A 20,662-nucleotide genomic window follows, 5' to 3' on the forward strand; every position below is an offset into this window, starting at 1 on the left:
TTCAATTATTCCATACTATGTTCCCAACCGCCACGTGTATCAATGCCTGTGGCATCGGCAAGTGCTTCGAGTTTAGAGATTTCCTCAGCTGTCAGTTGAATCTTGGCTGCCTCGGCAGCCTCGATGACGTGGCGCTCCTTCGTGGCTCCGATGATGGGCAGCGTACCTTTGGCGATGGCCCATGCGATACCAATCTGAGAGCATGAGACACCATACTTCTGCCCGATGGCGGTCATCTCGTTGGTCAGCGCCTCTAACTGAGGCAGCACGGGGTTGTACTTCTTACCGCGATCACTCTCTGCAGGCAGCGGGTTCTCCTTATTATACTTACCAGATAGGGCTCCCTGCTCCAGCACCATATAGGCCCAGAACTCGATGCCGTTCTCTTTGCAATAGTCCAGCACGCCGCCTTTCTCTGACGAACGGTAGAGTAGAGAAAAGTGGTTCTGTACGGCACTTACCTTGAAGCCCGCCTCGCCCAGAATCTCGTTGGCACGCTGAATCTCCTTGATGTTGTGGTTCGACACACCCACACGCTTCACCTTTCCCGACTGCAACAGGGGAATCAGTCCAGGTGTCCAGCGCTCCACGTCCATCGGGTTGTGAATCCAGTAGATGTCAATATAGTCGCAGCCCATGCGCTCGATAGAGGCATCGGCCATCTTCTCCACACTGTTGTCAAACATCTCTGCAAGTTGCGGAGTGAACTTGGTTGACACCTCCACCGTCTCACGCTTTTCGCCTGCTACGAATGTTCCGAGAATCTTCTCCGACTCACCCATGCCATAGACGGTAGCCGTGTCCCAGAGGTTCAACCCGGCTTTCATGGCTGCGTCGAACACAGGCTTCAGGTTATCTACGTCAGTCTTACTCCCAAATACGGCGTCTCCGCCGAATGCTCCTGCGCCCCAGGCCCAGGTTCCTAATGCAATCTTACTCATATCTTCTTACTGTTTTTGATTTGATGGTGCGAAGGTACGACTAATTACGCAAAAAACTCCTAACTGTTTTACTGATAAATCAACCGATTTTACGGATTTCGCTGTTTTTTCGCTTTTATGTCGGAAAAAATGTGTAATTTCGCCCCCGTTATGGAGAAGATATTAAGAGTCCATCGCGTCAACGACTATGCCCGATACATCGGAGCGCCGGAGTTGCATCCGCTCGTCTCGGTCATCCACTACGACGAGCTGGAGCATTGCCGTCACTCGCTCAACAACTACGATGTATATGGTATGTTTATCGGTGATGAGGAACTGGAAGATTTGTCTTACGGACAGCTTCAATACGTGCTGCATCGCCATGCACTGATGTGCGTAGCCCCGGGACAGATAGGTGGCAAAACTGACACAGGTGAGGAAATACATACCAAAGGCTGGGCACTGCTCTTCGACACTGAACTGCTGCGTAACACCGAACTTGGCCGTCGCATGGCTGACTATCATTTCTTCTCCTATACCACCAGCGAGGCTCTGCTTTTGACGCCAGAACAACGGCAAAGTATCGTTACTTTGCTGGACGCGATTCGTAAGGAACTGCTTGGCGATGAGGACTGCCACACCCTCCGGATCGTTACCTCGCAGATAGAACAGGTGCTGGAACTCATAGCTCGCTATTATGCGCTTCAACTCTCCACGTCGGCCACTTCAACAAACTCTGACCTGTTGCCTCGCTTTGAGCATCTGCTACGGAAATACTATGATGACGGCATGCAGCGACAAATGGGACTGCCTACCGTGAAATACTGTGCCCAGCAGCTGTTCCTGTCTCCCAACTATTTCGGTGACCTGATCCGTGAACTGACAGGCGACTCTGCTACCTCCCATATCCGCCGTTTCATCATGCAACGTGCCCAGCAGCTCCTGATGAGCGGATCTACCATCTCAGAGGCTGCAGAAAGTCTTGGATTCGACTATCCACAGCATTTCACCCGCCAGTTCAAGAAGCATTTTGGCGTTACCCCTTCCGACTTTATCAGGAAATAACATGATTGCTGTCAACCGATAATATATTAGAACAATCCCTCGTTCTCTGCGATGATAACCAGTGATGTGTCACTCGACGAGGAGATTTTCCTTAATTTTTTTAACCAGGCGCTTGCCCAACTCGTAAGCTTTTTCGAGGTCGAGAGGGAACTGTGTGTCGCGCACCTCAGCCTTGTGAGCCTCGCTGAACGTGGCAGCATCGTAGCGGTCGTAGTTGGGGAACTGATAGGTGTCGTAGGAGTATAATATCTCCGTAGGTCCGAACGCACCGAGTTGCTGGGCAGAAGTGTCCATAAGAATGTGATAGTTCATCTGGCGATACACCTCTTCGTTGGGACAGTTCATCGTATAGATGGTAGCCGAACAGATGCGCTTCAGCACGACGGGCTTGGAGTAGTCAGAATAGTTGACTGCGGGAAACTCTATTCGCTCCATAAATGCACGAAGGGCTGCTGAAGGGTAGCCGCAATAGTTGGGCGAGCCGCACACCAGCACGTCGGTCTCCACTGCCTTCTGGAGTATGGGCTGCAGGTCGTCCTTGAAAGAGCAGACTCCCTTTTTACCGCCCTTAACCTTACAGGCGAAACACGACATACAACCCTTGAAGTTCAGGCTGCGGTCATAGAGATTCACCAGTTCCACCTCGGCACCAGCCTCTCTGGCACCGTCCATGGCACGTTTCAGCAGCTGTGCCGTATTACCGTTCTTACGCGGACTTCCGTTGATGAATAATGCTTTTGTCATAACTTCTGTCTTCTTTTTATCTGAATTGAAAAATGGTTCTTAAATTGGAATTTACTTCAATAGTATGAATTCCGATTTATCTGCTTGTATTATTAAACTTTGTTGCAAAAATAGTCATTTCTTATAAAATACGGAGAATAATGCGTAACTTTGTGCCATCTTTTGAGAATAATTAGGATTTATAGATGAGTAACATCAAGATATGAAGGTATTATTGATAAACGGAAGCCCGAAAGAGCATGGGAATACTTTCCAGGCACTCAGCAAGTTGGCAAATACGCTGAACGCCGAGGGCATGCAGACGATGCGGACACTGGGGCGCAACATGGCTTGGATGATCAAGAAACTGAACGTTATCGAAGACGGACATCCTCAGAAAGAACAGCCGGTTTGGACTAATTTCATCAGATAAGAAGGAATGATAGAGATTCGAGAAGCGACCAAGAACCAGGCGGCAGAGATTGCCAGCCTGATAATGACGGCCATGACGGATGACTGTTGCCTGTATTTTTGTGGTGAAGGGGACGGGCTGGAGGACTTGGCCTCCGGCCGAGCCTGCTCACACTCGGCTGAGCAAGCGAGCTTGCGCCGCTCTCGCTTACTCGCAGCCTTCCGCAAGATGATGACAATGCTTGTTGAACGCGAGGATTCGCAATACAGTTATCGGAATACGCTGGTGGCAATGGATGCAGATAGGGTTGTCGGCATTTCCGTCAGCTATGATGGTGGGCTTCTGCATGAACTTCGGCGAGCCTTTATCGAGGCTGCCAAAGAACATATCGGCAAGGATCATACGGGTATGGACGATGAGACGCAGGCTGGCGAATTGTATCTTGATTCTTTGGCCGTGCTTCCAGAATATCGTCGTCAGGGCATTGCCCGAAAGCTGTTGTTGGCTACCAAGGAACGGGCCAATCGTCTGGGGTTGCCATGTGTCGGACTATTGGTAGATAAGGACAATCCCGTTGGCGAGGCATTATACGCATCCGTTGGCTTCCAATACGTGAATGATAACCAATGGGGTGGTCATCCCATGAAACACTTGACATTATAGACGATGGCATGATGGCGTAGGGTGAACTGAGGCGCAACCAGTTGTTGGCTGAGAAGTCGGATGGCTATCTGGCAATACCCATATTGTGAGTCAACTCCGTGAGGGAATTGCGTGAACGGGACGAAGCGATAGTGAGCGTAAAACCTTGTTCCTTCAGTGTTTTCAGGGTCTTGACAACGCCTGGGAAGGCTTCTGGCGTAATCTTCTGCAGATTCTCATTGAATATCCTGCGATATGTTTCTGCGCATCGGGGGATGAGTTCATCCTGAATATCAGGGAACAGTGTCCTGAAACACCCGGCCAACGGCAATCCTATGGTGGCTGCACACTCTGCCTCAGTGCGGCTTGGCAGTTGCAGTTCCTTGATGGTCATCTGCATGGTTGTAACGATATTCCGTCGAGTGTCGCCCAGCGTCCCGTCAAAGTCAAATATGATCAGTTTTATGCTCATGCCTCTTATTCCATTCGTCCCCATTTGAGTTCTTCTCCCTCTTTGTCATACTGCTTGCTCTGGTCGTTCATCAGTTCTTGCTTTGGCAAGCGACTTACGTCGATTACATTTTAGTCATGTGATAGCCCATTCTGTTCAACTGCATGGCGGCTCCAAACAGGTAGAGTTGATGCAGGCATGAGACATAGGCATCAAAAGCCTCCTTGGTTCCTGGCTCTATATGCTGGTGCATCAAGGCATTATAGACCCGTGAGGCACACTCGCCAGTGACTTTCTCCAGAACGGTATAGTCAACACCTTGCAGTAGAAGGACATCTTCACGGATATATTCGTCCATTGAATCGTAGCCCCTCTTGTCTCGCATGTAGGCATAGAGGTCGTGAATCTTTGAATAGATATCCCATTCCGTGTCCCACATCTTAGCAACGGCCATACCGATATACATCATCCAGCCGAGTGATGCCGACGGGAAGTCTTGAAACTCGCGGATGCCATCTGGGATATAGGCCTTGGCTATCTCTTCCCATTTATCTTCCACATCAAGACACTCCGGCAAGTGTTCATCAACCTCCTTCATTGACAGTAGGAACTGGTGCAGATCTTGGTGCAGCTTATCTTCAAATTGTTCCATTGTATCTCTTAAACTTTGTTGTAATTGAGGGCAAAGTTATTCATTTCTGCCCGATTTTCAGTACTTTTGTGCCAACAATTAGGATTGTTTATGAGATATGATAGAAATTGGACTAAAACATACGAGCGAATTGACAGTTACAGATGATGTTACTGCTATAACTATTGGCTCTGGGGATATGCCAGTTTTGGCAACTCCTATGATGATGGCCTTGATGGAGAATGCAGCCATGCTTGCCGTCAAGGATTTCCTTCCCGAAGGACTGACTACCGTTGGTGGCCACATCGAGTCATCTCATCTAAAGCCCTCAAAAACTGGTGATGTAGTTAAGGCAGTAGCCGAAGTGACTAAGGTTGACGGAAAGAAGATTGAGTTCAAAGTGGCTGCTTATTCTGGCGAAACGCTTATAGGAGAAGGTACACACCTGAGAATTATTGTAGATCGAGAGACATTCATGTCAAGACTATAGTATTATGGCATACACAGGACGTTTCGGACAGTCAGATGACTTCAGACGTGACGAGCTTTAAGGGTAATCGAGCATTCTGTTGAGAAGTTGACGTTAACAGAGTTCTTGCCTTGCAAGCGAGCAGAGCTCGAACGAGAGGCACTGTATTATGATATGACCACGAAGTCGTATATCAATGACAATTAAGTGATATGATACAGCAAATAGAGATAACCTGAAAGCAAATAATGGTGATTTCTTGCATGATTGAGAAGCCCAGTTCCCTGATATATAGGAACTGGGCTTTAATCTAATAGTTACAGACACATTCTGAAAATCTTCTCAACGTCAGCAGGGGTTAGATCGGTGAATCTGTGGAGCACACCTTCTGCACCGCAGGCCTTACGTGCCATTGCACCCACTAATACTGATACTTGTTTCATTATCCGTAATTCTTGATGAGATATTTCACAAATTGCGGGTCTCCGAAGTTGATGGTGCCCGTGTCGTGCTGGTTCATCTGAGCGATCTGTGCCATATCGTCATCACTCAGCGAGAAGTCGAAGACGTCGAAGTTTTGCTCCATGCGCTCCTTATGACTCGACTTGGGAATAGCTACGATGCCGCGCTGGGTGAGCCAGCGGAGGGCAACCTGGGCTGCACTCTTACCATACTTGGCTCCGATAGCAGTCAGCGCCTCGCTCTTCACGATGCCGTCGACGCCCTGTCCGCCAAGCGGTCCCCAGGCCATTACCTTTGTGCCAAATTCAGCATGAATCGGCTCGATGCCCGTCTGCTGGATAAGCGTGTTGCATTGCAGCTGGTTTACCATCGGCTTCAGCTCTACATAGTGGGCGAAGTCGAAGAAACGGCCAGCCTGGAAGTTGCTCACACCGATGGCACGCACCTTGCCAGCACGATAGGCTTTCTCCATCGCCCGCCAAGTACCGAACACGTCGCCGTAGGCTTGATGGATGAGCAGCAGGTCGATATACTCCGTCTGCAATTTGCGCAGACTCTCATCGATACTCTTGGCGGCCTTTTCCTCGCCGTTGTTCGAAATCCAGACCTTTGTTACAAGGAATATGTCCTCGCGCTTCAGTCCGCTCTTACGCCAGGCATTACCAACGCCTTCCTCGTTTTGATAGGCCTGTGCCGTATCAATCAGGCGATAGCCTACACTTAATGCATCACTCACGCAACGCTCACACTCTTCAGGGCTTACGAGAAACACACCGTAGCCCAATGTCGGCATCTGAACACCGTTATACAGTTTTATGTATTCCATATTATTCATTGTTAATATCCTATATCATTGAGCCACTTCTCGACCTTTTTCTTTTCCGTACGCACTTCGTGTCCGTAAATGCTGAAACCTTTCAGCACATTTGCGCCAGGGAATGCATCCTTCACATCCTCTACACAGTTGGCCAATCCTGACCCTTCGTGAGTGGTGAAAGGGATGACGGTCTTACCCTTCAGGTCGTTAGCATGCTTCTTGAAAAAGGTAAACATCACTTGCGGATAAGTGCCCCACCATACGGGACCACCAATGAATACGGTGTCGTAGCCGCTCAGATCCACGTCGCCTTCGTACTCAGGTAATTCACCCTTCTTAGTTTCTTCTTTCGCCAGATTGATGAGCGGGGTATAAGCCATACCGTCGTACTTGTGGGTGACGATTTCAAACTGCTTTGCACCCGTCAACTCAGTGATGTAGTCGGCAACAATCTTCGTGTTGCCCACCTCAATGTTTCCTACTGCGTAGTTGTCTCCAGCATGTGAGAAGAACACTACAATTGCCTTTGAATCCTTATTCATAACTTTCTCTTGTTTAGCGCCGCCGCTGCATGCTGTGGATACGAGCAGACCAATAACGGCTGTGATAATACTCTTGATATTCATAATCGTTTGTAGTTTCTAACTGGGTGCAAAGGTACAGCGTTTTTCTGATACTTTGGTTTCACAAATTGCGCCATTGTTTTCACATTTTACTGAAATCGTTCGTTTATATACAAAATAATGTGTAATTATTGCTATTATGAAGAACAGTAACTACCAGGTGGTATGCCGTATTGGGCTTTGAAACAGCGGCTGAAATAACTCGGTGAGGAGAATCCGCAAAGCGTGGATATCTCTGTGAGGTTGTAGCTGCCTTCCTTTATCATGCGGGCGGCATGCTTGAGGCGTATAGCCCGAATGAATAGGCTGGGCTTTTGACCTGTCAGTGAATGAAGCTTACGGTAGAGGGTGGAGCGACTCATACAGACATCGGCCGCCAGGGCATCGATGTCGTATTCTTCGTTGCTGAGATGACGCTCTATTGCCTCGACGGCACTACGAAGGAATTTTTGGTCGATCTCATTGAGTGCTACAGCCTCGACTTCGACATCCTCACCTTTCAGGAAATCCTGATTGCGTTGGCGGCGCAATTCCAACAGATGGCTGATGCGCAGTTGTAGCATCTCCATGTTGAACGGCTTTGATAGGTAGTCGTCGGCTCCTGCCCGGAATCCCTCTATCTTGCTTTCTTCGGCAGTGCGGGCTGTCAGCAAGATGACCATCACGTGGGATGTGTTGACGTCTTGCTTGATACGGCGGCAGAGCGTCATTCCATCCATGGCGGGCATCATCACGTCGGATACCATCAGGTCGATATCCTGCTCGGCAATTACGGTGAGCGCCTCCTCGCCATTGGCTGCCTGATGGATGTTGTATTGCTCTGCCAGTTCGCCGCACAGGAACTGACGGAACTCGTCGTTGTCGTCAACAATGAGCAGATTGGCCTTATGGGATTCGGTCTCTGATGTTTCTGCCTGCTGATGAGGCTCGGCAGGCAGGGGCTGCTCCTTCATCTTTATGTTTGTAGGCAGAAAGGCTGTGAAAGTGGTGCCCTCGCCAAGCTTGCTGTTGACGGTAATGTTTCCGCCATGAAGCTGTAGGTATTCTTTGGTTAGATGTAGCCCGATTCCAGTGCCGGTCACCGAAGGGTCTGCCGTGTTCTTGCTTTGGTAGTAACGGTCGAAGATGTGTGGAAGGTCGCGACTGGGGATGCCGCATCCGGTATCCTTTACGGTGATGCTGAGCCACTCTGTATCAGTCTTGGCTATGCTTACTGCTATCTGGCCGCCTGCAGGTGTGAACTTGAAGGCATTGCTGAGCAGATTGTATAAGATATGCTGTAATTTGCGGCTGTCGAAATTGATATAGAGCTGTTCGTTGGGAATGGCATATCCCAGGCCGATGCCTTTTTCGGTGGATATGGGACGGAATGTTTCGCAGACGGTGCGGACAAACTCGAAGATGTCGCCGTTGGTCAGTTCCAGTTTCTGTTGCCCCATCTCCAGTTTGCGGAAGTCGAGAAGGTTGTTGACAAGCGATAGCAGCCGTTGGGCATTCCGCTGGATCATCATAAGTTGATTGCTGATAAAGGTGAGGTGTGTCTCTTCCTGATCCTCTTGTTGCCAGCGGTCAATTTTCCTCACCATGCTCTCCAACGGCGTGAGTATGAGTGTGAGTGGGGTACGCAGTTCGTGGCTGATGTTCGTAAAGAAGCGCAGTTTCATCTCTGTCAGTTGCACATCCATCTGATGTTGCTGCTTTTCCTTCTGGCGTCTCAGATAGTAGCGGGTGATGCTGCCCATTAGCAGGACGGCCGTCAGCAGATAGAGTAGATAGGCCCACCACGACTCGTACCAGGCTGGCAGCCGGTGGAGCTGGAGGGCATGGACGCTCTGTCCCCAGCAGCCGTACTCGTCGGTAGCCATCAATTCGAGCGTGTAGTTGCCTTTGGGCAGCAGGACGAAGGTAGCCTTGTTAACGCCCTGTGGCAGATAGTGCCATTGGGTATCGATGGAGCTGAGCCGATAGGCATAGGAAACCTTGTCGGCATGCAGATAGTTGAGGGTGGAGAATTGTATTTCGATGTTGACCGCATCATGACGGATGTCGAGTTCCTTACTATTCATGCCTACGATTCGTCGGATGCCGTCGATGGTGACCGATGTGACGATGGGCGATGCTCCAGATGAGAGTTGGTCGATGTTAGCCGACGGTTGGATGTAGAGAATGCCTCCGGCACCGTCGATTGTCACATGGTCGCCTTCGGCCTTGACATGATGGAAACAGTCCATCTGGATAGCCTTGTCGGATGAACGGAAGATGCGATAGGCCCCGCTTCGGGGATTGTACTCTTTCACCATCTGGTCGGATAGCAGCCAGAGATGCCCCTTGGCATCAATAGCTATATGTTTGATATTGTCGCCGTTGGTATTGCTGCCTTTGCCGTCGATAGTGGTCTTGCCGGTTTCTGGATGATAGCATAGCAGGTCGCCATGACGGGTTGATGCCCAGATACATCCTTTGCTGTCTTCGGCCAGATCGGTAATCTCGCTTTTCACCAAAATCATCCGTTTGCCTTGTCTCGGGTTATAGCATGTCAGGTGGTTCTCGTCGGAGGCATAATATAGATTACCGTCGCGGGCTTTTAATATAGCCACGACCTGTTTGGCTGAAATAGGGAACGAACTGATCATCTTGGCCGTAGTATGGTAGATGTCAATACCTTCTTGATGGCCAATGTAAACCTCACCGTCGCCAGCATCGAGAATGCAGTTGATGTTGCCTCGTGCCTTGGTTTCTACCCGTGACTGGACTGTATGCCCGTCGTACCAGAGGTGATAGAGCAGATTCTGCTCTTTCCCCCAGATGCCCTGCTCGTCTTGACGCTTGCAGAAATCGGTCACGCTGGGGCGGGAGATGGTGCTCACATTCTTGTCGAAAGCGATGGTTCCAGCCTTTGGCAGATATAGTGCGATAGGTTCGCGATCTTGCCCCAGCCAGATGTTGTCGCCTTCTTTCACGGTGTTGCGGATGAAGGGGCGGTTGTGCAACTGCTTTCTGATAGACGAGAGGTCGGCTTTCATGATGCTCGTGTCGGGATGTGACAGGATAAACGTGTGGGGCGAGAATCCTGAAACCCAGAGGTTACCATTGTTATCGAAGGCCGTGTTGTCGATGACGCTCATGCCCTCAGGCAAGATACCGCCCAGACTTACGGGGTGCAGACTGCCGTCTATGATGTCGTAGGCGCGTAGACCATACATCGTTGACGCCCATAGCCGTGGGGAGGAGGTGTCGCCGATGAGATGGATGGTCAGCGAGGTGTTGGCATCGCCGTATGTGCAGGGGAATGGCGTCACCCGGCGATGATTGGGGTCGTAGTGCATGATACCCTTTCCCCAGGTGCCTACCCAGAAGCCGTGTCCCGTGGGGTCTTCCACAAGGTCGGCTGGGGGGATGCGTTCTTCCCAGTATTGTTCTTCAAACTGGCGGGTGGTTTGATTGTATCTCACGATGCCGCCATTCCATTGTGTCACCCATATACTGCCGTGGCTGTCCTGCATGATGCGCGACGCCCATGCATCTTGACCCTTCCATTTCGATGGGATGGTTGCCATGAGGTGCAGATGCTGGTCATAATGATAGACCTGTTTTGAAGAACAAACCCAGACGGTACTATCGGATGCCACTAATATGGGCCCTGCGGATTTGCCCGCCAGTTGCTGATCGACGACATGGATGGTGTAGTCGTTTTTGTCGAGCATATAAAGACCCTCCTTCGTGGAGAAAAGGATATGATTGTGGAAATCGCCTGCCAGACTTGTAATATCATTACTTGCACCGATCAAGTCGGGATGATTGCGGTCGGAGCGAAAGACATCAATATGATAGCCATTGTCACGGCACAAGCCTCCTCCCCGGGTTCCATACCAGATAAATCCCTCCCTGTCCTGATAGATGCAGTGGACATTGGCCACTGGCAATTGTTGCTGGGTGGGCAGTTCGGTTAATACGTATTCGTTAGCTAGCCAGCCTTTGGACGGATAGCTTAGTGATAGTGAAATGATAAGTAGAAGAATTGTCTTCAGTTGCATAGTAGAGTTCTTTTTCTGGTGCAAACTTACAAAAAAATCCTCATATACCTATATAATTATAAAAGAAAAATAGTGTGAAACCTCACTTTGCACAAATAGTGAAAGCTAATGAACGGCATAGACAAGCCTGTTTCTGGAAAACACCCTAACTTTGCAGCCGGAATCAAACTGAGAGATAACTCAATTATTAACTAAAAACATTTTTAACATGAGTAAAACAAAATTATTCTTCTTGGCTTTGTTCACCATCTGCAGTATGGTGACCATGGCACAAAACCAAAAGGCCAGTGGTGTCGTGGCCGATCGGGACGGTGTCCCCGTCATCGGAGCCACAGTAGTGGAAAAAGGGACAAAGAATGCCACGGTAACTGACCTGGAAGGGCGCTTCTCGCTTCAGGTGGGGCAGGGAACCATGATTTCTGTTTCTTACATCGGCTATAAGTCGCAGGACATTAAGCCTACGAATGCGCCTATGCACATCACGCTTGAAGAGGAGGCCAATGGGCTGGATGAAGTGGTGGTGATCGGTTATGGTACGTCGCGCAGAAAGGACATCACTGGCGCCGTGGCTTCTGTCAATGGTGATCAGCTGAATTCCGTCAGCAGTACCAGCGTGAGTCAGATGCTACAAGGTCGCGTTACGGGTATGTCGGCTACACAGAGCTCTGCTCAGCCTGGTGCGGGTATCTCTATCAATATCCGTGGGGCAGCATCGCCTCATGGTAGCAATGCCCCGCTCTATGTAATCGACGGCGTTCCTATCCAGACCAACTCGTCGGCAACGCCAGGCATCAGCACACCGGGATATGACTATATGGCTGGCGTGGATCGTGACCCGCTGAATACGATCAATCCTAATGACATTGAGAGCATTGAGGTGTTGAAGGATGCTTCGGCGGCTGCCATCTATGGTGCTTCGGCTGCTAACGGTGTCGTACTGATTACAACCAAGAACGGAAAGTCGGGCAAACCGAAGGTGGAATATCGTAGTGTTTTCACGGCTCAGCTGATGAAGAAATACCCCGAGGTGCTCAATGCCCGACAGTTCAGAGAGCAGGCCAACTTCTGGACAAAGGAGTATTACCTTTATAATAATAAGATGGGTGTGTATGGCGACAACCCCGAAGACCTCAGTGGCTATCAGCTCGTATTCGACAACGTGGATGGCTATGAGGCAGATACCAAGTGGATTGACGAGGTGTCGAGAACGGGGTATGTGATTGATCAGAACGTATCGGTCAATGGCGGTAATGACAAGACGAAGTATTTCTTCTCTTATAATTATTACGATAATCAGGGTATTTTGAAACAGTCGGGACTGAAGCGCCATAACCTGCGACTGAATCTGGATCAGGAGTTCTCGAGAATCTTCAAGGCGGGTATTAAGTTCAGCTACTCGAATGTGAATGCCAACAGCACCTCCGTAGGTACGGGCGGTAATGGCGATAACATGATCATGCGACTCATTGACTATGCGCCGGACATTGCCGTGATGGACGAGAACGGCAATTATAACAAGAGCTATAATAAACTCTACACGAACCCGGTATCTTATTGTGAGATAGAGGATAAGACCACGACGGAGCGCATATTCATCGCGCCCTCTTTCGACCTGAAGTTGATGGACGGGCTAACGCTGAGGGGCGTGGGTGGCTATGACACGCAGACATCTGTCAGAAAGTTCTTTATCCCTAAGCACGCGAATAATGTGAATGCTCAGGAGGGTATGGCCAGTCTGGGACAATCAAAGGTGGTAAATGCCAGTATTGAGTCGTATCTGAACTACGACAAGACGTTTGGCGAAGTACATCATGTGTCGGCAGTATTGGGTGCTGGTTACTATAAGACCACCAGCGAGAGCTTCGGGCTTACGGGGTCCGACTTCTTTACCGATGCCTTTGGTTACAACAATGTAGGTATAGCCAGTGATAAGGATAAAGAGGGTATCAGCTCCAACTATGCTGAGCGCACGAAACTGTCACAATTCTTCCGTGCCAACTATTCGTATAAGGATCGTTACATCGTGACCATCACTGCTCGTCGTGACGGATCGAGCTATTTCGCCGAGAACAAGAAATGGGGGTTTTTCCCTAGTGCTTCCGTGGCATGGCGACTGAGTGAAGAGTCCTTTATGCAGAACGCCAAGGCCATCAGCAATTTGAAACTCAGAGTGGGCTATGGTGCTACGGGTAATGAGAATGTGCTGGGCACCAACTCGCAGTCGCTCTACCGCTCAGTCTATAACTTCCTGATCGGCTCGACGATGCATACCGGACTGATGCTGACTCAGATAGAGAATCCGGAACTGAAATGGGAAACCGATTACACACTGAACATCGGTATCGACTATGGACTATTCAACCAGCGCATCAATGGCTCTATCGAATTCTTCCATCGTGGCGTAAAGGATCTGCTTGACTATCAGACGCTGCCCTCAAACAACGCCGTGGGGCGTGTGGCTGCCAATATCGGTGAAACCAAGAGCGAGGGCTTTGAGTTCTCCCTGAACAGCGACAATCTGAACAGCAAGACCTTTAAGTGGGAGACCACGCTAAACGTATCCTATTTCAAGGCCAGTTGGGTGGAGCGTAACCCGGAAGTGGCTCTGGCGGAGTATATCGACGAAAAGGGTGAGATTGACGCTATCTATGGGTGGCAGACTGCAGGCATTATCCGCAGTAAGAGCGATATCCCATCGTATATGCCCGATGCCAATATTGGTAATATCAAGTATGTTGACCAGAATGGTGATGGTGTACTTGATGCCAAGGATGTAGTTAAATTAGGTAACAGCACGCCACGCTGGATGATAGGCTTTGGCAATACATGGAGTTGGAAGGGCTTCGACCTGAACATATACTTCTATAGCGCTCTTGGTTTCAAGAAATATATAGGTTCCCATAACAGCGGAACAGGCAGGACCTACGGCCAGATTCCCGTAGCAGCAAACCTCGGCAACAATGGTAATGCACCTAGTAACACTTATACCAATGTCATGACAGATGTTTGGAACTGTCAGAAAGGACAAGGCTGGATGCCAGGTATTGCAACCAATCCATACGACAGCAAGAATCCATCGGGTGCCAACGATTTCTATCTACAAGATGGCAGTTACGTCAAGTTGAAGAACATCACCCTTGGCTACACGTTGCCACAAAGTGTCTTCCTGAAGAGCAACTTCATCCGTGGTGCCCGCTTCTTCGTGGATGCGCAGAATGTGGCTACCTTTACTGGATATGACGGCTTTGATCCCGAACTCTCGACGGGCAATCCCTACCCGCAGGCTTTGTCACTCTCATTCGGATTTAATCTTAACTTTTAACTCAGACAGAATATGAAAAAGATCATGATAAGCGCTATGATGTGCGCAGTAGCAATGGTGACTCTGCTCACTTCGTGTGAGGACACGCTAGAGACAAAGAACTTCACGGATATGTCGCCAAATAATTTCTTCAAGACCGAAGGCGACTTCGATGCAGCTGTAACAGGACTTTACCTGCCATTGACAACCAACTGGGGATATAGTGATGGCGGCACGGGTGGCTGGTATAACTCCCTTTTCAACGCAGATATCAATGCCTATTTTGCGGGAGGCATGGTTACGACTGATATCATGCGTCACTACTCAAGTTATGTATATGACGAATTCAACGTTGGCCCTTCTACAGGTGGTGCTATCAATACTACTTACAACGTACTGCGATTTGTTGCCCGAGCTACAGATGTAATCAATCAGATGGAGAAAAGCAGCGGTTCGACAGAGGCTGTTCGTACTCGCTATATTGCGGAGGCCAAGACTTTGCGTGCATTCTATATGTATACACTGCTTGACTTCTTTGGACCGTTGAATGTGAAATTAGATCCATCGACACTGATGGACAACACCATAGAGCCGCGACCATCAAATAATGTCTATATCGGTTACATTGAAAAGGATCTTGACGATGCCATTACCACGACTTCTTTCCCTGACAAATATAACTCTAATCCTGATGAGTGGGGACGAATGTCAAAGGCAATAGCATATGGTATCAAGCTTCGTCTTTATATGCATGAGAAAAATTGGCAGCAGGCAAAAGCTGTGGCCAAGACGTTGATGGGAATGGGCTACTCGTTACTGGCCAACTACGAGGATGTTTTCAAGTCGGCAGTTAACGATGAACTTATATGGGCCGTACCTTCAAACACAGCATCAGATAACTATTATGTGACCGAAGTGCTTCCTAATGATTTCAAGCGTGGCTATACGAGTAAAGGTACATCGTATATCCGTGGTACTGAGGATAATTATTTCTCTGGATGGAAGGTTTACTGCATGCGCTGGGAATTTTATGACACCTTTGAGGATAATGACACACGCAAACAGGTCATCCTCTGTGAATATGACAATTCAAGTAACCAACACATAACTAGAGAGTCCGGTATGGTTGGAGCCATTCCTGTCAAGTATATGGACACGCAGTTTGCCAACTGGGGAACACAGACAGCCCAGCCCGTGCTCCGCTATGCAGAAGTCCTGTTGTCGTTTGCTGAAGCCGAGAATGAACTGAACGGTCCGAGTGCCGAGGCTGTTCAGGCTCTGAAGCAGGTGACCGACCGAGCTGGTGTGGAGATTCCCGCATCGGCAACTGCCAGTAAAGAGGCATTCCGCGACTATCTGCTGCTGGAACGTGGTCATGAACTATTTGGTGAGGGCATGCGTCGTCAAGACCTGATCCGCCACGGGGTGTATATAAAACTGGCTCGTGAGCGTGGCAATAATGCTCAGGACTATCAAGTGCTGTTCCCCATTCCACAGTTTGCCATTACGGAGTCAAATGGAATCCTTGAACAGAACCCTGGATATTAATAAGAATTAGCATCATTATTCATAATAAGTTGTTATTTTTCACGTTATTAGTTTTAGTTAATGTTAATTGTTAGTGAGAAGGGGCAGGACCTTCAACCTCCTGTCCCCTTCTTTTTATAAAAAAGCGATGACGATACGATATTTGATGATGAGTATCCTGTTTCTGGCAGGCATAGGGGCAGAGGGTCAGACCATGGAGGATGCATTCAGGAATCCTCCGGCGGAGGCGAAGCCGCTTATGATATGGCAGTGGATGGATGGACTCGTCTCGAGAGAGGGAATCACGGCCGATCTGGAAGCCTACAAAGAGGCGGGTATTGGTGGTGTGCAGAACTTTCAGGTGGGTGGCCCCATGCAGGGTCTCGCTAAGGACACCACCAATGCCATCGGTTCTGAGAGATGGCAACGACTGATGCGCTTTGCCATCGACGAGTGCCGTCGGCTGGGTTTATCGTTCGGCACGCATAACTGTCCAGGATGGTCGTCAAGCGCCTATCCGGCGGTCAAACAGGAATATGCCATGCAGAAACTGGTATGGAGCACAACGGTAGCTTCTGGCAGGAGTCGCACTCGTCTCATCATGCCAGAGACAGAGCCACAGTATAGTTATTATCGGGATGTGGCAGTGATAGCTGTCCCCGATCAGGACAGCGTGCCGATGAGTTCGATCAGGAATCTGACTGGCAAGATGGACAGCAAGGGCATACTGCATTGGAAGATGCCTCAAGGACGTTGGAGGATCTATCGTTTCGGGCATACACCCAACGGGAAAACCAATGTGGCTACGTCGCCAGAGAGTGGTGTTGGATTGGAGTGTGACAAAATGAACCGTGAGGCAATCAGGCATTTCTGGGAGTCTTATCCCTCTATCTTAATAAGTCTAGCTGGCGATGAAATTGGGAAGACATTCCAACGATTGGAAATTGACAGCTATGAGGCTGGTGGTCAGGACTGGACCTCAGCGATGCCTTGGGAATTTCAGAAACGGCGTGGCTACGACATGTTGACTTGGTTGCCCGTGGCTGCGGGGATGACTATCGGTGACAAGGCGAGCAGCAAGAAGTTTCTGAATGACTGGCGTGAAACGGTTACCGACCTGTTTGCCGAGCATTATTACGGTTATATGAGCCAGTTGGCGCATGAGCACGGCCTACAGCTATTGGTACAGCCCTACGGAACGGGGGGAGGAAGTGGCCGTTTCAATCCTATCAATACCGACAAAATCTGCAGGCAGTTGGCGGCAGATGATCCCATTAGTGCCGAGTTCTGGACCAACCCCACCAACTGGGGATGGAATGACGTACCGAGGGTGGTGGATGCGACAAGACGGGCAGGACACGAAATCGTCTATGCAGAGGGATTCACCTGCTGGCCCCTATATGCGTGGAAAGATGATCCAGCACGGCTGAAAGCCATCGCCGACTCGGCTTTCTGCCGTGGCATTAACAAGCTGATGCTGCATGCTGGCGCACACAATCCTTGGGTGAATGCCAAGCCTGGCATGTCGTTCGGTATGTGGGGTACACAGTGGACGCCAGGACAGACATGGTGGAAGGATGGTGCCAAGCCTTTGTTCTCTTACTTTGCCAGATGCCAGGCATTGCTGCAGCGAGGGGTTTACGTGGATGATTTCAAGAGCAGGGATGCCTCGCTGACCACTGACGCCCACAGCATCCACTGGATACACCGGCGGGACGGTGAGACCGATATCTATTTCGTAGCCAATACCAAGGACAGTACGCTGATGCCTCATGTTACTATTACAGGTACGGGCAGACTGCCTGAGGTGTGGGATCCGGAAACAGGGAATATGTCTGAGGCAGAAATATGGAAGATGGCAGACGGCAAGACACAAGTGACGTTGAATCTGACCACACGGCGAGCCGTGTTCCTCGTCTTCAGGAATCCAACGGCTGAAACTGGTTCGGGAAAAGAGTCTTTCTCAGAAGACATCACCGACATCATACCTGTAACTAGAAAGTGGACGGTCAGGTTCGATGAGGGTAAGGTGGTGGAATGGCCATCGCTGACACTTTGGAATGAGTCGGCTGATAACGATATTAAATATTTCTCAGGGACTGCACATTATGAGCAGCGTCTGTATCTGAAAGAATTCGACCGCCACTACCGATATATCCTCGATCTGGGCGAAGTGAAGAATCTTGCAGTAGTTCGGGTGAATGGAAAGGTTTGTGGTACACTCTGGCGACCACCCTTTACCATTGACATTACAGAGTCACTACTTGGTGGTGACAATCTGCTGGAGGTTGATGTCACAAATCTGTGGGTGAATCGTATGGTGGGCGACGAACAGGAACCTGACGATGTGGAATGGTCTGAACCAGTGGCCTTCGGAGCAGCTCCCAATTCACCAACCATTGGCCGGTTTATGAAAGAAGTGCCGGAATGGCTCAGTCAGGGACAGCCACGCCCCTCCAAGCGCAAGGCTATCGTCTCGTTTAAGTTTTTTGAAAAAGACACCCCACTTCTCCGCTCAGGATTGATAGGCCCAGTGATGCTAAAGAAAACAGCAGCCCCCGCACTGCAGCCTTCCGTAGAGAAAGAACTATGGATAAAACGTGGCGAGCATCCGATCTACGGCGTGCTGAGTACGCCTGACAATGGACAAAAGAAACATCCGATCGTGATAGTGGCCCATGGCTTCAACGGAGCACATCATTTTGGACGCAGTTATTTTAAAATGCTGAATGAGATGGGGTATATGTGCTATACCTTTGATTTTCCATGTGGCGGTACTGGAAGCCGGACAGACAACAATACGGTAAACATGTCTGTGATTGACGAGCAGAAAGCATTGGAGACCGTCGTGCGATACTTTAAGTCGCGTTCAGATGTCGACAAAAAGAATATCGTACTTCTTGGTAGTAGTCAAGGCGGCCTTATAGCAGTTCTAACCGCTGCCAGCATGCAGAAAGATATCAGTAAACTGATTCTCGAGTTTCCGGCCTTGTGCATCCCCGACAATTGGAACAGTCGCTATCCACAGGTATCCGAGATTCCAGATACCACAGAAGTTTGGCGGGTACCCATCGGACGACGATTCTTTACAGAACTCCGCAATATGGATCCCTACAAGGCTGTTGAGGCATATCGCAGGCCTGTTCTTATTATTCACGGTGATGCCGACCCTGTAGTGCAAATAGATTATTCCCGTCGGGCTGTTAAACTATTCAAGGATGCCCAACTGCTTGAAATACCAAATGCTGGACATGGTTTTGGCGTAGAGGATTTTCAACGCTCTTTGGAATGTATACGACAGTTTTTGCGCCCTTTCAGCTATGTAGTCATCAATGGTGTTCCATGGTATGACCAACATGGTAACGTCGTGAATGCCCATGGGGCAGGTATAACATATGACAATGGACGCTACTGGCTGTTTGGTGAATACAAATCAGATTCAACCAATGCGTTTCCCGGTTTTTCTTGTTATTCTTCTTCCGACTTGGCTACCTGGCGTTTTGAAAGAGTGGTCTTACCTGTTCAGAAGAATGGCATCCTTGGTCCGCAACGGGTGGGTGAACGTGTGAAGGTGATGAAGTGTCCCAAGACAGGACAATATGTCATGCTGATGCATACCGATGCAATGGACTATAATGATCCGCATATCGGCATAGCCACTTCTCCAGCAATTAACGGAGAGTATCAACTGAAGGGTACGCTTCAATATAAAGGCAAACCGATAAAGCAGTGGGATATGGGCGTTTTTCAGGATGATGACGGTACTGGCTATCTTCTTATCCATCATGGACCCATCTATCGGCTGAGCAATGATTACTTGTCAGTTGATACGATGGTGGCCCGTGTGGAAGGAATGGGGGAGTCGCCTGCAATGTTCAAAAAAGACGGTATCTACTATCTGCTGACATCGAACCTGACTAGTTGGGAACGTAATGACAATTACTATTTTACGGCTCCATCTCCAGCTGGCCCTTGGACGCGTCAAGGAAACTTTTGTCCAGAAGGTTCACTGACATGGAACTCGCAGACGACCTTTGTCATGAAACTACCCGATGGAACACCGATGTATATGGGCGACCGTTGGAGCTACCCCCATCAGGCTTCTGCCGCTACATATGTCTGGTTGCCATTGCAGACCAATGGAGTTAGACTCTCTATTCCTGCCTATTGGAATGCATGGGATGTTCGGACTATAGCACCTGTTGACCCGTTAAAGGAATGTTTGAAGACACAAGTCAACTTCTCGTCGAATGACATTGGAGCAAAAACCACCATTCCCTTCAAGGGCAGAAGAATATTTGTAACAGGTGAGGCAAATGCTCACGGAGGGTATGCTAAACTGACCATCCGTAATCAAAAAGGGAAGGTGTGTGTAACAACTCTCATAGACTTCTATGCCAAAATGCCAGAACAGGGAATTCGTTATGCCAGTCCGATACTGCCAATGGATGAATATGAACTGGTGATAGAAGTGACTGGCGACAGGAGTAATTGGACTGACAAACGTCACAACCTTTATGGTACGGACGGTTGCTTTGTAAATGTTTTAGCAGTATATAATGAATAGATAATAAAGATTATTAAT

Annotated in this window: 15 protein-coding genes and 1 pseudogene; 8 read left to right on the plus strand and 8 right to left on the minus strand. The window is 49.2% G+C overall.

Annotation, left to right across the window (positions count from 1 at the left end):
- Positions 1-5 precede the first annotated feature (5 nt).
- On the minus strand, positions 6-941 hold the full coding sequence (locus BMY16_RS08430; RefSeq protein WP_091841640.1) for an aldo/keto reductase: 936 nt from the start codon (positions 939-941) through the stop codon (positions 6-8).
- A gap of 150 nt (positions 942-1,091) precedes the next feature.
- On the opposite strand from BMY16_RS08430, the gene BMY16_RS08435 reads away from it, so the two are divergent.
- Complete coding sequence (locus BMY16_RS08435) at positions 1,092-1,985, plus strand: helix-turn-helix domain-containing protein (protein WP_091841642.1); 894 nt, start codon at positions 1,092-1,094, stop codon at positions 1,983-1,985.
- A gap of 69 nt (positions 1,986-2,054) precedes the next feature.
- On the opposite strand, the gene BMY16_RS08440 is transcribed toward BMY16_RS08435, so the two are convergent.
- Positions 2,055-2,729 carry a flavodoxin family protein gene (locus tag BMY16_RS08440; RefSeq protein ID WP_091841643.1) on the minus strand — a complete coding sequence of 225 codons (675 nt, stop codon included), beginning with the start codon at positions 2,727-2,729 and terminating at the stop codon, positions 2,055-2,057.
- Between the two features lie 202 nt (positions 2,730-2,931).
- Between BMY16_RS08440 and BMY16_RS08445 the strand changes: the two genes are divergently transcribed.
- Both BMY16_RS08445 and BMY16_RS08450 read left to right on the plus strand, forming a co-directional pair.
- On the plus strand, positions 2,932-3,141 hold the full coding sequence (locus BMY16_RS08445; protein WP_091841645.1) for an NAD(P)H-dependent oxidoreductase: 210 nt from the start codon (positions 2,932-2,934) through the stop codon (positions 3,139-3,141).
- A gap of 6 nt (positions 3,142-3,147) precedes the next feature.
- A complete protein-coding gene (locus tag BMY16_RS08450) occupies positions 3,148-3,783 on the plus strand; it encodes a GNAT family N-acetyltransferase (RefSeq protein WP_091841647.1) in 636 nt (211 codons plus the stop codon).
- A 64-nt stretch (positions 3,784-3,847) separates the two neighbouring features.
- Here the strand turns inward: BMY16_RS08450 and BMY16_RS08455 are convergent, their stop codons facing one another.
- Positions 3,848-4,234, minus strand: a complete 387-nt coding sequence (locus BMY16_RS08455; RefSeq protein WP_170836053.1) for an HAD family hydrolase — start codon at positions 4,232-4,234, stop codon at positions 3,848-3,850.
- A 103-nt stretch (positions 4,235-4,337) separates the two neighbouring features.
- Positions 4,338-4,865, minus strand: coding sequence for a hypothetical protein (locus tag BMY16_RS08460; protein ID WP_091841650.1), 528 nt, complete (start codon positions 4,863-4,865; stop codon positions 4,338-4,340).
- Between the two features lie 97 nt (positions 4,866-4,962).
- Between BMY16_RS08460 and BMY16_RS08465 the strand changes: the two genes are divergently transcribed.
- The gene (locus BMY16_RS08465; protein WP_170836054.1) at positions 4,963-5,334 is read left to right on the plus strand and encodes a thioesterase family protein; all 372 of its coding nucleotides are present in this window, start codon (positions 4,963-4,965) and stop codon (positions 5,332-5,334) included.
- Positions 5,335-5,630: 296 nt separating this feature from the next.
- Here BMY16_RS08465 and BMY16_RS15930 read toward each other — a convergent pair whose 3' ends face one another.
- The 4 genes from BMY16_RS15930 to BMY16_RS08480 form a co-directional block, all read right to left on the minus strand.
- Positions 5,631-5,756, minus strand: a complete 126-nt coding sequence (locus BMY16_RS15930; RefSeq protein WP_139207176.1) for an iron-containing alcohol dehydrogenase — start codon at positions 5,754-5,756, stop codon at positions 5,631-5,633.
- The gene (locus BMY16_RS08470) at positions 5,756-6,601 is read right to left on the minus strand and encodes an aldo/keto reductase (protein ID WP_091841979.1); all 846 of its coding nucleotides are present in this window, start codon (positions 6,599-6,601) and stop codon (positions 5,756-5,758) included. The genes BMY16_RS15930 and BMY16_RS08470 overlap by 1 nt, the downstream gene beginning before the upstream one ends.
- Positions 6,602-6,612: 11 nt before the next feature.
- Entirely contained in the window at positions 6,613-7,218 is a 606-nt protein-coding gene (locus BMY16_RS08475; RefSeq protein WP_091841651.1) for a flavodoxin, read from the minus strand.
- Between the two features lie 134 nt (positions 7,219-7,352).
- Positions 7,353-11,249: a hybrid sensor histidine kinase/response regulator transcription factor gene (locus BMY16_RS08480; protein WP_091841653.1), complete on the minus strand. Its 3,897-nt coding sequence runs from the start codon at positions 11,247-11,249 to the stop codon at positions 7,353-7,355.
- Positions 11,250-11,457: 208 nt separating this feature from the next.
- On the opposite strand from BMY16_RS08480, the gene BMY16_RS08485 reads away from it, so the two are divergent.
- From BMY16_RS08485 to BMY16_RS15840, 4 genes and pseudogenes are all read left to right on the plus strand, one after another.
- Complete coding sequence (locus BMY16_RS08485) at positions 11,458-14,571, plus strand: SusC/RagA family TonB-linked outer membrane protein (RefSeq protein WP_091841655.1); 3,114 nt, start codon at positions 11,458-11,460, stop codon at positions 14,569-14,571.
- 12 nt (positions 14,572-14,583) lie between these two features.
- Positions 14,584-16,098 (plus strand): RagB/SusD family nutrient uptake outer membrane protein, encoded by a 1,515-nt coding sequence (locus BMY16_RS08490; RefSeq protein WP_091841657.1) that lies wholly within the window; start codon positions 14,584-14,586, stop codon positions 16,096-16,098.
- Positions 16,099-16,291: 193 nt separating this feature from the next.
- Positions 16,292-19,345, plus strand: a pseudogene (locus tag BMY16_RS08495) (alpha/beta fold hydrolase); the annotation flags it as partial.
- Positions 19,346-19,360: 15 nt separating this feature from the next.
- Positions 19,361-20,644, plus strand: a complete 1,284-nt coding sequence (locus BMY16_RS15840; RefSeq protein WP_244513017.1) for a family 43 glycosylhydrolase — start codon at positions 19,361-19,363, stop codon at positions 20,642-20,644.
- The last annotated feature ends 18 nt before the right edge of the window (positions 20,645-20,662 follow it).

The organism is Prevotella sp. ne3005, assembly GCF_900110085.1.
Lineage (GTDB): Bacteria > Bacteroidota > Bacteroidia > Bacteroidales > Bacteroidaceae > Prevotella.

Coding starts and splice junctions, on each gene's coding strand:
- BMY16_RS08430 (WP_091841640.1), bottom strand. CDS start 941: ATGAGTAAGATTGCATTAGGAACCTGGGCCTGGGGCGCAGGAGCATTC.
- BMY16_RS08435 (WP_091841642.1), top strand. CDS start 1,092: ATGGAGAAGATATTAAGAGTCCATCGCGTCAACGACTATGCCCGATAC.
- BMY16_RS08440 (WP_091841643.1), bottom strand. CDS start 2,729: ATGACAAAAGCATTATTCATCAACGGAAGTCCGCGTAAGAACGGTAAT.
- BMY16_RS08445 (WP_091841645.1), top strand. CDS start 2,932: ATGAAGGTATTATTGATAAACGGAAGCCCGAAAGAGCATGGGAATACT.
- BMY16_RS08450 (WP_091841647.1), top strand. CDS start 3,148: ATGATAGAGATTCGAGAAGCGACCAAGAACCAGGCGGCAGAGATTGCC.
- BMY16_RS08455 (WP_170836053.1), bottom strand. CDS start 4,234: ATGAGCATAAAACTGATCATATTTGACTTTGACGGGACGCTGGGCGAC.
- BMY16_RS08460 (WP_091841650.1), bottom strand. CDS start 4,865: ATGGAACAATTTGAAGATAAGCTGCACCAAGATCTGCACCAGTTCCTA.
- BMY16_RS08465 (WP_170836054.1), top strand. CDS start 4,963: ATGATAGAAATTGGACTAAAACATACGAGCGAATTGACAGTTACAGAT.
- BMY16_RS15930 (WP_139207176.1), bottom strand. CDS start 5,756: ATGAAACAAGTATCAGTATTAGTGGGTGCAATGGCACGTAAGGCCTGC.
- BMY16_RS08470 (WP_091841979.1), bottom strand. CDS start 6,601: ATGGAATACATAAAACTGTATAACGGTGTTCAGATGCCGACATTGGGC.
- BMY16_RS08475 (WP_091841651.1), bottom strand. CDS start 7,218: ATGAATATCAAGAGTATTATCACAGCCGTTATTGGTCTGCTCGTATCC.
- BMY16_RS08480 (WP_091841653.1), bottom strand. CDS start 11,249: ATGCAACTGAAGACAATTCTTCTACTTATCATTTCACTATCACTAAGC.
- BMY16_RS08485 (WP_091841655.1), top strand. CDS start 11,458: ATGAGTAAAACAAAATTATTCTTCTTGGCTTTGTTCACCATCTGCAGT.
- BMY16_RS08490 (WP_091841657.1), top strand. CDS start 14,584: ATGAAAAAGATCATGATAAGCGCTATGATGTGCGCAGTAGCAATGGTG.